Annotated in this window: 15 protein-coding genes; 9 read left to right on the top strand and 6 right to left on the bottom strand. The window is 58.4% G+C overall.

The features are described 5' to 3' along the window. Positions 1 to 266 precede the first annotated feature (266 nt). Complete coding sequence (locus FPL19_RS08110; protein ID WP_150911939.1) at positions 267 to 1,229, bottom strand: radical SAM protein; 963 nt, start codon at positions 1,227 to 1,229, stop codon at positions 267 to 269. A 33-nt stretch (positions 1,230 to 1,262) separates the two neighbouring features. Then, positions 1,263 to 3,452, bottom strand: a complete 2,190-nt coding sequence (locus tag FPL19_RS08105; protein ID WP_150911938.1) for an FAD-dependent oxidoreductase — start codon at positions 3,450 to 3,452, stop codon at positions 1,263 to 1,265. Between the two features lie 328 nt (positions 3,453 to 3,780). On the opposite strand from FPL19_RS08105, the gene FPL19_RS08100 reads away from it, so the two are divergent. From FPL19_RS08100 to FPL19_RS08080, 5 genes are all read left to right on the top strand, one after another. Continuing rightward, positions 3,781 to 4,458, top strand: a complete 678-nt coding sequence (locus FPL19_RS08100; protein WP_150911937.1) for a TVP38/TMEM64 family protein — start codon at positions 3,781 to 3,783, stop codon at positions 4,456 to 4,458. Positions 4,459 to 4,526: 68 nt separating this feature from the next. Continuing rightward, positions 4,527 to 5,711 (top strand): ADP-ribosylglycohydrolase family protein, encoded by a 1,185-nt coding sequence (locus tag FPL19_RS08095; protein ID WP_150911936.1) that lies wholly within the window; start codon positions 4,527 to 4,529, stop codon positions 5,709 to 5,711. A 58-nt stretch (positions 5,712 to 5,769) separates the two neighbouring features. Beyond that, entirely contained in the window at positions 5,770 to 6,525 is a 756-nt protein-coding gene (locus FPL19_RS08090; protein WP_150911935.1) for an amino acid ABC transporter substrate-binding protein, read from the top strand. 25 nt (positions 6,526 to 6,550) lie between these two features. Further along, on the top strand, positions 6,551 to 7,225 hold the full coding sequence (locus FPL19_RS08085) for an amino acid ABC transporter permease (protein WP_150911934.1): 675 nt from the start codon (positions 6,551 to 6,553) through the stop codon (positions 7,223 to 7,225). Next, positions 7,222 to 7,968, top strand: coding sequence for an amino acid ABC transporter ATP-binding protein (locus tag FPL19_RS08080; protein ID WP_150911933.1), 747 nt, complete (start codon positions 7,222 to 7,224; stop codon positions 7,966 to 7,968). The genes FPL19_RS08085 and FPL19_RS08080 overlap by 4 nt, the downstream gene beginning before the upstream one ends. Before the next feature lie 26 nt (positions 7,969 to 7,994). On the opposite strand, the gene FPL19_RS08075 is transcribed toward FPL19_RS08080, so the two are convergent. From FPL19_RS08075 to FPL19_RS08065, 3 genes are all read right to left on the bottom strand, one after another. Next, positions 7,995 to 8,693 carry an SDR family NAD(P)-dependent oxidoreductase gene (locus FPL19_RS08075; protein WP_150911932.1) on the bottom strand — a complete coding sequence of 233 codons (699 nt, stop codon included), beginning with the start codon at positions 8,691 to 8,693 and terminating at the stop codon, positions 7,995 to 7,997. A gap of 14 nt (positions 8,694 to 8,707) precedes the next feature. Continuing rightward, positions 8,708 to 9,556, bottom strand: coding sequence for a DUF547 domain-containing protein (locus tag FPL19_RS08070; protein WP_150911931.1), 849 nt, complete (start codon positions 9,554 to 9,556; stop codon positions 8,708 to 8,710). 78 nt (positions 9,557 to 9,634) lie between these two features. Continuing rightward, entirely contained in the window at positions 9,635 to 10,258 is a 624-nt protein-coding gene (locus FPL19_RS08065) for a YbhB/YbcL family Raf kinase inhibitor-like protein (protein WP_150911930.1), read from the bottom strand. 137 nt (positions 10,259 to 10,395) lie between these two features. On the opposite strand from FPL19_RS08065, the gene FPL19_RS08060 reads away from it, so the two are divergent. Then, positions 10,396 to 10,743 (top strand): ankyrin repeat domain-containing protein, encoded by a 348-nt coding sequence (locus FPL19_RS08060; protein ID WP_150911929.1) that lies wholly within the window; start codon positions 10,396 to 10,398, stop codon positions 10,741 to 10,743. Between the two features lie 26 nt (positions 10,744 to 10,769). Here the strand turns inward: FPL19_RS08060 and FPL19_RS08055 are convergent, their stop codons facing one another. Then, positions 10,770 to 11,612, bottom strand: coding sequence for a putative RNA methyltransferase (locus tag FPL19_RS08055; RefSeq protein WP_150911928.1), 843 nt, complete (start codon positions 11,610 to 11,612; stop codon positions 10,770 to 10,772). A gap of 19 nt (positions 11,613 to 11,631) precedes the next feature. Between FPL19_RS08055 and FPL19_RS08050 the strand changes: the two genes are divergently transcribed. From FPL19_RS08050 to FPL19_RS08040, 3 genes are all read left to right on the top strand, one after another. Next, the gene (locus FPL19_RS08050) at positions 11,632 to 12,375 is read left to right on the top strand and encodes a spermidine synthase (RefSeq protein ID WP_150912448.1); all 744 of its coding nucleotides are present in this window, start codon (positions 11,632 to 11,634) and stop codon (positions 12,373 to 12,375) included. Positions 12,376 to 12,493: 118 nt separating this feature from the next. Further along, positions 12,494 to 13,099, top strand: coding sequence for a TetR/AcrR family transcriptional regulator (locus tag FPL19_RS08045; RefSeq protein WP_150911927.1), 606 nt, complete (start codon positions 12,494 to 12,496; stop codon positions 13,097 to 13,099). 45 nt (positions 13,100 to 13,144) lie between these two features. Continuing rightward, positions 13,145 to 14,455, top strand: coding sequence for an NAD(P)/FAD-dependent oxidoreductase (locus FPL19_RS08040; protein ID WP_150911926.1), 1,311 nt, complete (start codon positions 13,145 to 13,147; stop codon positions 14,453 to 14,455). Positions 14,456 to 14,464: the final 9 nt, after the last annotated feature.

Here is a 14,464-nt window from a genome sequence, read left to right as displayed (position 1 = left end):
CATTTTTTGAACCCCGGTCTACCGCCCCCTTGTTCTGACACCCGTTTTGCCGTCCCCGGCGCTCAACGAGACTTCAAAAGATCTTTCGTCTTGGGGTTTTAACCAACGAATAGCAGTGGCTAACCGCGGTGTGGGGGTAGGTTTTTATTTCTGCCGGGAATAAAGGTGTCTGAGCGAAGCGAGTTCTTTTTCCCAAAGAAATAAAAACCTACCACCATGCCGCCAACTCCCAGCAACCAGTCCTAAAACCGAAGGCAACTCCAAAATCAAGACGGAGCCGAACAACTGGCCCCAAACCGATAACAGGCAAAACACCGGTGATGCCGCAACATAATGCGCTCATCCATGCTCTCCGCCAGCGTACCCCCAAGATCATACTGCGGATCATCATCCACCAGCGTGCAGGCATACACCCGAACCTGATCATCCCGCTTCACCAACATACGCGTGTAAGTACACATGAAATGGGAACGGGCCTCTTTGGTGGGATACTTCTCCATGCAGGTTTCCGTGATTTCCGGGCTGCCATCTTCCGAGCCGGGCGTGCCCAGATCCGGGAAAGCCGTGAAGGCCAAAGTTTCCGGAATGCCCCAGTCGCGGAAAATGCCGCGGAAAGCTGCTTCTACATCCGCCGGATGCTCGTTTTCATCCGTCTGGCGAGCGATGGACACTTCAAAGCCCTGATCTACCAGCCAGCGAATGCCTTCCAGCGCTTTGTCGAAACTGCCTTGGCCGCGGTCCACGTCATGACGGGCCCGGTCCGGGAAGTCCAGGCTGACGCGCCAGTGGATCGGATAGGGGTTGTCCAGCAACGGCGTCACCTGGTGCTTGCGTTTCAGCAGCGGGTCCGTGGCGTTGGTCAGCACGAAACAGGGCCGGTGCTGGCTGGCGTAATTCAGGATATTGACAAAATCCCGGATCACGAACGGCTCGCCGCCGGTGAAGGAGAACTGCTCAACGCCCATATCCAGCGCTTCGTGGATAAACGGCTTCACATCGCTCAGCTTCATGCCCGGAATGCGACCATCACCGGGGTGAGAGCCTTCCAGACAGAAGGGGCAGGCCAGGTTGCAGGCGGTGCCGGTGTGGATCCACAGCTCTTTCAGCTTGTCGGAATCGATGTACCCACGCGGATCGCCGTTGCGAGTATGGGTCCAGCTGTCGCGCGCCCGGGGCTCGAGTACTTCCACCGCCGGAATGCGCTTTTCTGCTGTTTGAGTCAGGGGCATGCTTGCTCCGTTTTCTGGTCACTATTCGAATTTTTAGGTTGTACGTTCGATCGCTGATTTGCGCTCAGATCGATCACCACGCTGCCAGCCATGGAGCTTCTCCAGCAGGCGGAGTATGCCCTGGGGTGCGTGTGCGCGTTTCCATTCGCCGGCGGCAAACTTGGCAGACTCGTTCCAGGTCGGGTACGGATGAATGGTACCCAGTATCTTGTTCAGGCCCAGGCCGTGCTTCATGGCCAGGGTGAATTCCGCCAGAATCTCACCCGCGTGGGTACCAACAACGACGGCACCCAGAATCTTGTCCTTGCCCGGCGGCGTCAGCACTTTGATAAAGCCGTAATCGTCGCTCTCGGCAATCGCCCGGTCCAGATCGTCCAGGCCGTAACGGGTCACTTCGTAAGCGACACCTCGCTCTTTGGCTTCCGCCTCACTCAGCCCCACCCGGGCCACTTCCGGCGAGGTGAAAGTCACCCAGGGCATGACCCGGTAATCCACCTTGAACCGCTTGAACTGTCCGAACAGCCCGTTCACCGCCGCATACCAGGCCTGGTGGGCGGCTGCATGGGTAAACTGGTAGGGGCCGGCGACATCGCCACAGGCGAAGATGTTGGGGAAGCGCAGGCTCATGTCTTCCTCCACCGGCACTGTGCCATTTGGCAGGGTTTCGACCCCGATTTTGTCCAACCCCAGGCCATCGGTCCGCGCCGCACGGCCCACCGCCACCAGCACCTGGTCAAACGGAATCCGCACCCGCTCGCCGTTATGGTCGCAGTATGCCACTTTCTCGCCGTCTTCTACTGCAAACTCCTTGGCGGCATGGTTCAGGCGCAGATCAATACCGTCGTCTTCAAACTGCTTGCGGATCAGATCCGACACATCCGCGTCTTCCTTGGCCAGCAGGCGATCGCCCATCTCGACCTGGATCACCTGGCTGCCCAGACGCTGGAAAGCGTGGGCAAGCTCGGACCCGATGGGGCCGCCGCCCAGCACCAGCAAGCGCTCGGGCTGGGTTTCCAAATTCCAGAGGTTATCCGACGTCAGCGGATCCATGTCCGCCAGCCCCGGAATCGGCGGCATGGCAGGCTTGCCACCGGTGGCTACCACAATACTCTTTGCCGTCAGGCGCTCGGTGCGTCCGTCGTTATGCACCACTTCCAATTCCCAGGGGGATACGAAGCTGGCGGTGCCAGAGATGCAGTCCACACCCAGGCTACGGTAACGCTCCGGCGAATCGTGGGGCTCCACCTTGGCGATCACGTCCTGAACCCGGCCCATGATCTTGGCAAACGAGCCTTTCACCGGCACCGATTCCAGGCCGTAACGATTGGCGTGTCGCATGGTGTCCGCGGCCTTGGCGCTGCGGATCAAAGCCTTCGACGGCACGCACCCGGTATTCAGGCAGTCGCCGCCCATCTTGTCCTTTTCAATCAGCGCTACCTTCGCTTTGACGGCCGCGGCGATGTAGGCCGATACCAGGCCTGCAGAACCACCGCCAATCACCAGCAGGTTGTAATCAAACGAATCGGGCTTCTGCCAGCCTGCGTAGACGCGGCGCTTGCGGATGAAGCCGACGATGAACTTGGCAATCAGCGGGAACAGGCCCAGCAGCGCAAACGACAGCAGCAGGTCCGCCGAAAGAATGTCCCCGGTGGACTCAATCTGGGCAAGCTGGGTGCCTGCATTCACGTAAACGAAGGTGCCCGGCAGCATCGCCACCCAGCTGACCAGCGCATAGGTCTTCAATTTCATGCCGGTCAGACCCATGGCCAGGTTGATCAGGAAAAAGGGGAATACCGGAACCAGGCGCAGGGTTGCCAGATAAAACGCGCCGTCTTTGGCGATACCCCGGTCCATTTTCGCCACGGTTTCCGCGTATCGGTTACGCAGTGTGTCCCTCATCAGGAAGCGGGCCACCAGGAAAGCCAGAGAAGCACCCACCGTTGAGGCCACCGACACCGCGATCAGACCGTAGATATTGCCGAAAAACGCACCGCCGGCGAGTGTCATGATCGCTGCACCGGGAAGCGACAGCGCCGTCACCACCACATAAACCGCGGCAAACCCAAGCACTGCCACAAGCAGATTCTGGCTGATCCACTGGCCAATGGAAGACTGATGCTTCTGGAGGTTTTCCAGTGTCAGCACTTCCGGGCCGCCAAAGCCTATAAACAGCGCCACCACGGCGCCGATCACGATCAGCAGAATGAGCTTTTTCGAATTCATAGTTTGATCCATCGTTGAAAATAGAAACGCTACGCCCTGAAAGACACGAACAGGCGCTGGATGTTACACGGTGTTCCGACTAAAATTTTTGAACGCTTACTCATAAAACAGTAACTATCCATACAGGACATAGACATACCATCCGTCAGCGGGTTTTGGATGTCCAATAACATCTTTATCACAAGGTCCTAAAAACGGTGTCCCAAGCGCGCTTATACGGAGTGGAAAGCGTCAGGGACTGCCGACAACGCAGACAAACCCCGCTAGAATTCCTGCGAACCGGATCGGCTCCTGGTCCACCATTTACCCGTTTTGAAAAAGGCCCCAGATGGCACTCAGAATCGCCGTGGTTGTTTTGGTCATCTCCGCGCTGGCAGGCGCCTGGTGGCTGCTGCAAATTCTGGGATTACCCGCAAAGCTCTCACCGGATGTACTGGCCAGCTGGCTTCAGAGCCAGGGTGTCGTTGGCCCCCTGTTGCTGATGCTGTTAATGGTGATTGCCGTGGTCGTCGGCCCCATTCCCACCCTGCCTGTCAGTGCTACTGCAGGCCTCGCTTTCGGTGTGTTTGCCGGCACCGCCATCGCGGCTACCGGCGCGCTAATTGGCGCCATGGCAGCTTTCTGGATTGCCCGGTGTCTGGGGCGAGAAGCAATCTGCAGGCGTTTTCCCGATAACCCGGTTCTGGCCAGGGATGGATCACAGCGCTTTCTGACGCTGACCATTCTGATCACTCGCTTGGTACCGGTGTTTTCATTTGCACTGATCAGTTACGCCGCCGGCGTCACCAGTGTTCATGCCTGGCGCTTTGCGATCGCGACTTTTGTGGGCATGCTGCCCATGACGGTGGTCTTCGCCGGTCTGGGCAACACATTCTCGCTCAACCCGGCGCTGACCGTTGCGGCCGGCCTAGGCATTCTGGCCGTCATGGTCTGGTTGCCCTGGTCCCTCAGCCGTAACCCTCAATCCCGACTTACGCGATGGTTACAACTTGATCGGTACCGGTAACTCGACGTAAATCCCCTGATTCAAAAGAAGCAATTACCACCCGCCCAGCCTCTAGAGGAGAAGATCCGATGCATCAGAACAGATCTCCCGAAGACAAAGCCCGCCTGATCAATGCCCTCGCCGGTGGCTGGGTGGCCGATGCCGCCAGCCTCGGCCTCCACTGGCTCTACAACAGCCCGCGTATTCTGGAGGTCGGCGGCCAGTCCCCGGAATTCCTGCCACCAAAGGCAGACTACTTCAAAGGCGGGCTCGGGTATTTTGCCCATGAGGGCAAAAAAATCGGCGATGTCAGTCATTATGGCGCCGCCACGGGTGTGATCACCGACAGTCTGCTGGCGAATGAAGGGAAGCTGGATGTCCGCGATTACCAGCGGCGTTTCCGGAATTTTTTCGGGCCTGGTGGTGGATGGTGCGGTTATCTCGACAACCCCACGCGGGTGACCCTGAACAACCTTAACGTCATTGAGCAGAATGCGATCGACGAGGCTCTGAAGACCACCACGGCCCACCTGACCGATCAGCAGAAGCGGGTACTGGTTCAGAAGGTCTTACCCTACACCCGGCGCCTCAGCGGTGATCAACTGGCCGCGCCGGTAAGGACGGCCATCGATCTGACCTATCATGAAACCGATGTCCAGGAGGCCGGGGTGCATATTACTGAGACCATCGACCAGCATCTTCGGCCGGAAAGCGGCGCAGACGACATGCAACTGCCCGCCGTATCCAAACTGCCGCCACTGGTGGCCTGCTATTGTGGCAGTGATCGGTTGATGGAAGTCACCGAAGCGGCGGTTCGAGTGACCAATCACAACGACGACGCCGTGGCGTGGGCAAAATGCGCGGCCAGGCTTCTGGATCATCTTTTCCGGGGCGATTCAATGCAGGCAGCGCTGGCAGCGGCCGAAGCCGAGGCGCCGGACCAGGCAAGCCTGTCCCGAGCGCAATCCGGCGCATCGCTGGATGCGGTAAAGGCCGGCGACACGTTTGGGCGCACCTGCTATCTGCATGAAGCCATGCCGGTGATCTTTCATATCCTGACCCATGCCAGTAGTTATACCGAGGCGGTTCGCGCCAATATCCAGTGTGGGGGTGACTCCTGTGGCCGCGCCTGGATCATCGGGCCGGCCATGGCCGCGATGCATGGCGTGGGTAGCGAGCATGGCATTCCGCTAAGCTGGCTAGTGCGGGTCAGTGAATCCCCGGCTATCCTCAGTGATATCGAGGCGCTCGTTCAGTACCCGCAAGGGTTGTAATCGTCCGGTTTTCTCCCAAGACAGTGCTTCAGGTAGGATGCATATCAAAGGAGGCTTTATGAAAACACTATTAATCAATACTTTGCTGATGATTTCACTGGTCGTCAGCGCTCCTCTGCTGGCCCAGGAAGACCCGCTGAAAGTCGGCATGTCCGGCCAGTACTTCCCGTTCACCTTTGTGGAGCAGGACACGCTCAAGGGCTTTGACGTGGACATCATGAAGGCGATCGGCGAGGAGATGGGCCGTGAAATCCAGTTTGAAACTGCCAACTTCTCCGGACTGATGGGCATGCTGGAATCCGGTCGCATCGACACCGTAGCCAACCAGATCACCATCACCGAGGACCGGCAAAAGGCCTATATCTTCAGTGCCCCCTACGTCTATGACGGCGCCCAGGTGGTCACCAAAAAAGGCAATACCGAAGTCGAAAACGTGGAAGATCTGAAGGGTAAGACGGTCGCGGTGAACCTGGGCTCCAATTTCGAAGCGCTGCTGAGGGAGCTTCCCTACGCCGATCAGATCGATATCAAGACCTACGAAAGCAATCTTGAGCGCGACACCGCCCTAGGCCGTGTCGATGCCTTCGTCATGGACCGGGTGAGCGCCAGCCAGATTATCAAGGAAAAGCCACTGCCGCTTGAGCTGGCCGGCCCCACCTTCTCACAGATCACCAACGCCTACCCGTTCCGGGATACCGAGGCGGGCCGCGAACTTCGCGACGAGGTGAACAAGGCCCTTGCCTCTCTGCGGGATAAAGGCGAGCTGAAAGCCATCTCCAAGAAGTGGTTCGGCACCGACATCACCCGGCCCTGAGGGCCCAACAGAGGCCTGACTGCCTATGGACGTGTTAAACGTCGACTATATGGTGGGGCTGATACCCGTACTGCTCGGGTATCTGCCCCTGACCCTTCAGCTGGCAGGCACGGGGATGGCGCTTGCGCTGATCCTTGCCTGCCTGTTTGCGGTGGTTCGGGTACTGGGCATTCCGGTCCTCAACCAGCTGACCATTGTGTTCATCTCCTTTTTCCGGGGTACGCCACTGCTGGTGCAGCTGTTCCTGTTCTATTACGGGCTGCCTCAGTTGGCCAGCGGGCTGACGGTGATAGACGGCGTCACGGCAACCATCATGGGCCTGACCATGCATTTTTCCGCCTATATGGCGGAATCCATCCGCGCCGCCATTGTGGGCGTTGACCGCAGCCAGACCGAAGCGGCTCTGTCCATCGGCATGACCAACGGCCAGATGATGCGCCGGATCGTCCTGCCCCAGGCCACCCGGGTAGCGCTGCCCACCCTGATGAACTACTTCATCGACATGATCAAGGCCACCTCCCTGGCATTTACCCTCGGCGTCACCGAGCTGATGGGGGCCACCCAGAAGGAAGCCGCCGGCAGCTTCCTGTATTTTGAAGCCTTTATCGTGGCCGCCGTTATCTACTGGATCGTGGTAGAAATGCTGTCCAAGCTTCAGTACTACCTGGAAATCCGCCTGAACAAGGCCTATAGCCGATGATCAAACTGGAGTCACTGAGCAAGCAATTTGGCGACACGGTCGTTCTCGACGGTATTGATCTGGCCATCGAGAAAGGCGAGATCGTGGTGATCATCGGGCCGTCGGGCACCGGCAAATCCACCCTACTGCGCTGCCTCAATTTTCTGGAACAGCCCACCGCCGGAACCATGACCGTGGGCGACCTGACGGTGGATGTGCGCAAGGCCAGCCGCTCAGACATCCTGTCCATGCGGCGGCGAACCGCCTTCGTGTTCCAGAACTACGCGCTGTTCGCCAACAAGACCGCCTTACAGAACATCGCCGAGCGCCTTCTGGTGGTGGACAAATGGCCCAAGGAAAAAGCGTACAAACGAGCTCGCGAGATACTGCAGCAGATCGGACTGGCCGATAAGGCGGATGCCTATCCGGCGGCCATGTCCGGCGGGCAGCAGCAACGGGTGGGCATTGGCCGCGCCATGGCCACGGGGGCCGAGGTCATCCTGTTCGATGAACCCACGTCATCCCTGGACCCGGAATGGGTGGAAGAAGTGCTGGGACTGATGAAACAGCTGGCCTCTGAGCGTCAAACCATGATGGTGGTGACCCACGAAATGTCCTTCGCACGGGATGTCGCCGACCGGGTGATCTTTATCGACGGCGGCCGGATTGTGGAACAGGGACCGCCCAGCGAGATTTTCTACAACCCCAAGGATCCCCGGACGCAGGACTTTCTGAAGAAGATTCTGGCCACCAACCCGGTATAAATGGCTTCCGAAAACGCGAACGTGAATTACCAGTTTTCCCCGAACGGGCGGATATCCAGCTCGAAGGTCCAGGCCGACGGATCCTGCTGGCTGAGTGTCCAGACAGCGTCAGCCACTGCCGACGGCTGCACAAAGAAGTCATCCGGTTTGTCCGGAAGCATTTGGCGGGTGCGGGGCAGGTCGACCACGCCGTCAATCACCACATTGGCCACGTGAATCTTTTCCGGGCCGAGCTGGCGGGCCAGGGACTGGGCAAGACTACGCTGGGCGGCCTTGGCGGAAGCAAAGGGCGCCGTGTTGACCCGGCCCCGGGTAGCGGCTGAAGCACTGGTAACGATAATGCTGGAGGCATCGTGCTGGCGAAGCTGTGGCAAGGCCGCTTTGGTGGCGGCCACCAGGCCCTGAACATTCAGGCGCCAGTTGGCTTCGAAGTCATCCAGGCTGGCTTCTTCCACATTCTTGAACACACCGCCACCGGCATTATAAAGCATGACCGACACCGGCCCGAGCCTGCACTCGATTTCCGCCAGCACCGAAGTGACCTGCCCCGGCTCCATCAGGTCACAGGGGAACGCGTGGGTACCGGATACCGATTGCTCAAGCTGTTTCAGGTAGTCTTCGCTGCGAGCAAGCATCGCTATCTGAAAGCCCTCATCGCTGAACCGCCGCACAAAGGCTTCGCCGTTGCCCGGGCCTACCCCCATAACTGCGCATACCTTTTTCATATCCCACCTCGAGACTATCGAAATTCCGGAAAGTTGGACGGCTTGTTAAGCGACCAGTCGTAATCAATAAACATCACGGAGGACGTTTGCGTCACACGCTCTGCCAGGGCCGAATCCACCCATTCCCTGATAAACGCTTTGCGGGATCTGGCAGCCTCTTTGAAGTCATCTTCATACCACTTGAACAGTTCAGTGACGTAAAGAATTTTACCCTCGACCTTCAAGTGGTAGTCGGTTAAAAAGGCCCGGCGGGTATTCTCTGCCAGCAGATCTTCAAGATTGTCGGCGGTGTAAATCGCCTGGCGTAGCGGCGGGCAGCCCACGGCCGCGCAATTCACCGCAAAATGAACCCGGGCGTCCTTCCAGCCTTTGTCGGCATAGTCAGCACCCAGGAGAATGCCTTTTTCAATGTGGTCCAGGCTGTATTTCTCCCCACCGACCACAAACTTTTCGCGCTGAAACACGCTGTCTACAAAGGGGTTGATGCGGCCACCGTAATCCCACACCGACGCCACCAGCTCGCCATCCGGCTGCTCCGTCAGTAACTGATTCACCATGAAAAAATTATAGGCGTTGATCCAGAAGGCAACCGACTCCAGCTTTCCGCCAAGCCGGGAGGGATCAAACCCGGCAAGGGCTTCGCGCTGGTCCGAGAGCAACTTCAGGGTGTTGCCGTCATTCGACGCGGCCCGGTAATCGAAGGCGGAAACCAGGCCACCACCGGGCAGATCCTTTTCGATCAGGAAACGGTCAAGTAGCTTCTGGTAGGGCTCGTAGAGCTGTGGATTCACGTCAGCCCGGGCGGCTCCCGCAAAGAACACCAATAAAAGGGCGGTGAACCCCGTGAGTCGGATAAAGCGCATGGCAACTCCTGGTCTGTGAGTGAATAAAGGCTGTCAGCACAGACCCGGAGACCGCCGATTTGTTACATAATCGGCCGCTCAGAACAAATCCGGATTGAGGGTGTAGGTACCGGTGACACGTGCACTATCCAGCACATGCCCCTTCATGGCGTCGCGAACCGCAGCGCCGTCAAACTCCCCGTCAAGGCCAAGGCTTTCCACATCCAGGGCATGCACTTCGTAGTGGTAGTGGTGAATGATCTCATCATTCCAGGGCGGGCAGGGGCCGTCGTAGCCGCCGTAGGTGCCGGCCATGTCGGGATTACCGGCCAAAAACTGGGTGAAGTTGTTCACGCCACGAATACCAATGGGACCAGGGCCCGGCTCCTTGCCCTTGGGCATGACACCGTCACTGTCTTCCCCTTCGGGAATGCGGGAAGTGGAGGCGGGAATATCCACCAGCAGCCAGTGAAAGAAATCCACCCGGGGAATGTCCTTCGAAACGACTTTCCCCTCCTGGTTGGCGTCATCTGCGACGCTGGGCACGTCGGGGTCAAACATCATGACCACAAAGCTTTTGGTGCCTTCCGGCGCCTTGTCCCAGATCACTTCCGGATTCTTGTTGGGGCCAAAACTCATGTGGTCCTGCTCACTGTATACGCCGAACGCAAACTCCTCGGGTACCGGCTGGCCTTCTTCAATGCCTCGGACTGTAATATCCACCTTGCTGATCTCCTGAGCCCTGATTGGTTTTTACTTCGCTGTTACCATGTTTTTAACAGTGGTGTTGTGGGTCTGTCCAGAATCCCCTGCAAACCCGAGCCAGAATGAAAGCAAACAGAGCAACATAAAGAGACACTATGAGCCGCGATAAAACAGACCAGCCCAGCAATCCGGACAACCAGAAAGACGAAGACGCCGTTGCGTTTCTACAGGGGCTTTTCGAGCTGGCCCGTAACGGTGGCACCGGGCCCCTGAATGTGATGCTCGACGCGGGCGTGCCGGTAGACATCCGCACCAACAACGGCGAGACCCTGTTGATGCTGGCCTGCCAGAACGGGCACACGGAGACGGCCCGGATGCTGCTGGACCGGGAAGCCGATCCCAATTTACCGGATCATCAGTCACAGACGCCACTGATGGTGGCGACCATGGCCGAGCGCACGGACCTGGTCGAATGCCTGCTGGAAGCCGGGGCGGATCAGTAACCGATCGGGCGATCGCCCATTGGAATTCAGATGCGCTGCCGTTGGATAAGGTTTACCTGGATGGTAACCGTCAGCATTTCCAAGCTTGCGGCTCTCTCTCGTCCTTCAGGCGGCGCCCGGTAAAAGTGGGGAGTCATTGCCAGCAGGTCGGCGATGGCCTCCGGGTGGGTCAGCGTCAGCGGGAAGTTGAGGGTATCCGTCCCGGCGATGGAAAAGCCTTCTGGTTCGTGCTCCATCGCCGGCTTTTCAGATTTCAGTGCCGGGTAGATAATCTCCCGCAATTCCCTCAGGTGGTCCGGGCCCGCGTCTGCCTGAATCAGCATCCCGCCCGGCTTCAGCACGCGGGCAAATTCGTTGTAAACGGGAAAACCGAAAAGACAGAGAATGCAGTCCAGGGTGCCGGGCAGTATAGGCAGGCCAGCGTTGCTACCAACCAGCCAACGGGGTCGTTTGTCCTGCTTTGCCGCGGCCAGGGTCGCCCATTTGGAGATGTCCAGGCCAATCAGGGACAGTGCCAGCCCATTGTCGGCCGCAGCCAGTTCCCGCAGGTAATAGCCTTCGCCACAGCCGGCATCGAGGCAGGAAACCACACCTGAATTGCCGGCAAAAGCACGAATAACCGAGTCACGCACAGCCTCTGCCACGAGCAGGTAATGACCGGCATTCAGAAATCGCTGGCGGGCGGCGACCATTTCTTTGCTGTCCCCGGGCTGCAGAGAACGTTTATTCTGCACGGGCAGCAAATTTATATAGCCCTGCCTGGCCACGTCGAAACTGTGGGCATCCTGGCAACGCCAGGTTGTAGAATCGGGATTCAGCGGTTTGCCGTCCAAAGGGCAGGCAAGGGCAGAAAATGGCTCGACGCTCATAGCACATTCACCGGAGACACTGGTATTGAAAGGCAACATTATTCACTTTGCCCGGGATGATCTTGGCGGCATTCTGGTCATCGATTATCGCAAACATCGGGTGATGACCTTCGATTCGGTTTTCGAACAGAGCAAGATCGCGCGGCGTCGGCCGCACCTGCCGGTTCATGAATACAGCCGCGCGATGTTGTTGCCAGTGGCCTTCCACCGACCTGCGCACGTCACCATTCTGGGCCTTGGCGGCGGCGTTGTCGCCAATGCGCTGCTGCACACGCTGCCTGAGTGCCAGGTTCATGCGGTGGAACTGCGCCAAAGTGTTGTCGATGTGGCCCGCGAGTATTTCGATCTGTCTGACTCCCCTCGTCTTACCGTGACGGTTGAAGACGCCCGCAATGCTGTGGATGCCTTACCCGATGGCCATACGGATTTCATCATGGCGGACATGTACAGCGCCGAGCGAATGAGCCCAACCCAGGTTCAGCGGGAGTTTATCAAACAATGCAGCAGGGTTCTGTCCGACAGCGGCTGGATAGCGTTGAATTACCACCGCACGCCGGATCTTAACGGGGCGTTTTTCAGACAGCTTCAGGGGGAGTTCGCGGTGGTACTGGCTTTCAAAAGCAAAACCAACAACACCGTAATCTACGGCAGCAAGCAGCCTTTTGAGCTGCCCGCCAACCGGGACCCCCGCCTGGTTGGGCTGGAAGACGTTCTGCCCATCGACTGGCGGAGACTGATGGCGAGAGTGATTCGCTTAAGCTGAGTTTTCCCTCCAGAGCTCCTGAGTGCTTCGTCAGGTCCCACTGTCGCCCCAGCTATTATTGAGCGTTCGTTCAAGTTATAGTTAGGGTCTCTCAGATTTGCCACCGATGAGCAGTACCATGGCCAGAAACGCACGCTACGATCGACAGACCGCGCTGGAAAAAGCCGTTCACCTGTTCTGGGAACGCGGCTACCACGCCACGTCCATGAAACAGATCGAGCAGGCCCTGGACATGCGCCCCGGCAGCATTTACGCGACCTTTGGCAGTAAGGACAAACTCTTCAGTGAAGCGCTGGATGCCTATGTCGAAAAAGGCAACAGCGTGCTGGGCGGGCTGCTGAGCGAACAGGGTTCAATCATTGATTCGTTGCAGGATTATCTGCGGGATATCGCCCTTGCCTGCTGCCCGGAAAGCCCCGAACCATCCAGGGCGTGTATGCTGGTAAAAACCCTGCTGGAAGCAAGCTACACACACGACAATATTGCCAGCCAGGCCAATGAGCTGCTTTACGGCATCGAGCAGTCCATCGCCAGCGCTCTGAAACGGGCCCGTGAGCGGGGCGAGCTGAAACCGGATACCGACTGCGAACGCCTTGCGCGGCTGGTTCAGGCACAGATCATGGGATTGCGCGCCTTTGCCCAGCGTGAAACCAGTGCCCGTTCTGTGTCCGAACTGGCCGACGACATGGCAGCCCTGCTGGAGCCTTACCGGGTAAGTCATTGATCAAAAGTTTCTTTTTTATCTTTTCGTGAACAGGACGTACCCGTTATGGAAAACCTGCATCATATTGTTGTGGTCGGAGGTGGCGCTGGCGGCCTGGAACTGGTGACCAGGCTGGGCAACAAACTCGGCAAGAAAGGCAAAGCCCGCATCACACTGGTGGATTCGGGGCTGACCCACGTCTGGAAACCCCTGCTTCACGAAGTAGCCTCCGGTTCACTGGATGCCAACGCCAATGAAATCAATTACCGGGCCCATGCCAGCAAACATCATTACGAGTTCCAGCTCGGCTGCATGGCGGATCTGGACCAGATCGGTCGCAATGTGGTCATTGCCCCGTTCCTCGACGAGGCGGGTAATGAAGTGGTGCCGGAGAGGCATATTCACTACGACACCCTGGTGATGGCCGTTGGCAGCAACGCCAATGATTTCGGCACCCCCGGCGCCCAGGAGCACTGCATTTTCCTCGACAGCCTGCCGCAGGCCCGGCGCTTCCATAACCAGCTGCTGAACGCGTTTCTCAGAAAAAATCACCAGGCCGACTGCGACACCAGCCACGAATTGCCAATCACCATCATCGGGGCCGGGGCCACGGGCGTGGAACTGGCAGCTGAGCTTCGGCTTGCCTCCCGGGAACTGCCAGTTTACGGCATGAATCATCTGCGCCCCTCGGATGTGTCGATCACGGTCATCGAGGCAGCCCGGCGCATTCTGCCGGCACTGCCGGAGCGGATTTCAGCCGCGGCCACGGCGGAACTGGAACACCAGAACGTCAGCGTTCTGACCGGTCAGCCCGTCAGCAAGATCACCGACTCTACCGTCATCATGAAAGACGGCACCGAGCTGGCCTCGGAAATGACCATATGGGCTGCGGGCATTAAGGCCCCGGAATTCCTGTCAAAGCTTGAAGGCCTGGAAACCAACGGGGGGAATCAGATCCGGGTACGGCAGACCCTTCAGTCCACCACCGACGACCAGATATTTGCATTCGGCGACTGCGCCGAGTGCCCGCAGCCGAACTCCGAACTGCCGGTACCGCCCCGGGCCCAGTCCGCCCACCAGCAGGCAGACACGCTGTTCAAATCCCTCTGCAACCGTTTGGAAGGCCGGGAACCCGTACCTTTCATCTACAAGGATCACGGCTCACTGATCAACTTCAGCCGTTACACCACCGTTGGCAACCTGATGGGCAACCTGTCCGGCCGCAGCATGTATATTGAAGGCCGGGTTGCGCGCATTTTCTATACCTCCCTGTATCGAATGCATCAGGTGGCGCTTCACGGCGTGTTACGAACCGGCATTATCTGGCTGATGGATCGGGTCAGCCGGGCCATGCACCCGAAGCTAAAGCTGCACTGACCCGGAGCC

It is taken from the genome of Marinobacter halotolerans (assembly GCF_008795985.1).
Lineage (GTDB): Bacteria > Pseudomonadota > Gammaproteobacteria > Pseudomonadales > Oleiphilaceae > Marinobacter > Marinobacter halotolerans.
The sequence above is the reverse complement of the archived record's forward strand: the minus strand, read 5'-3'. Positions and strand labels throughout refer to the sequence as shown.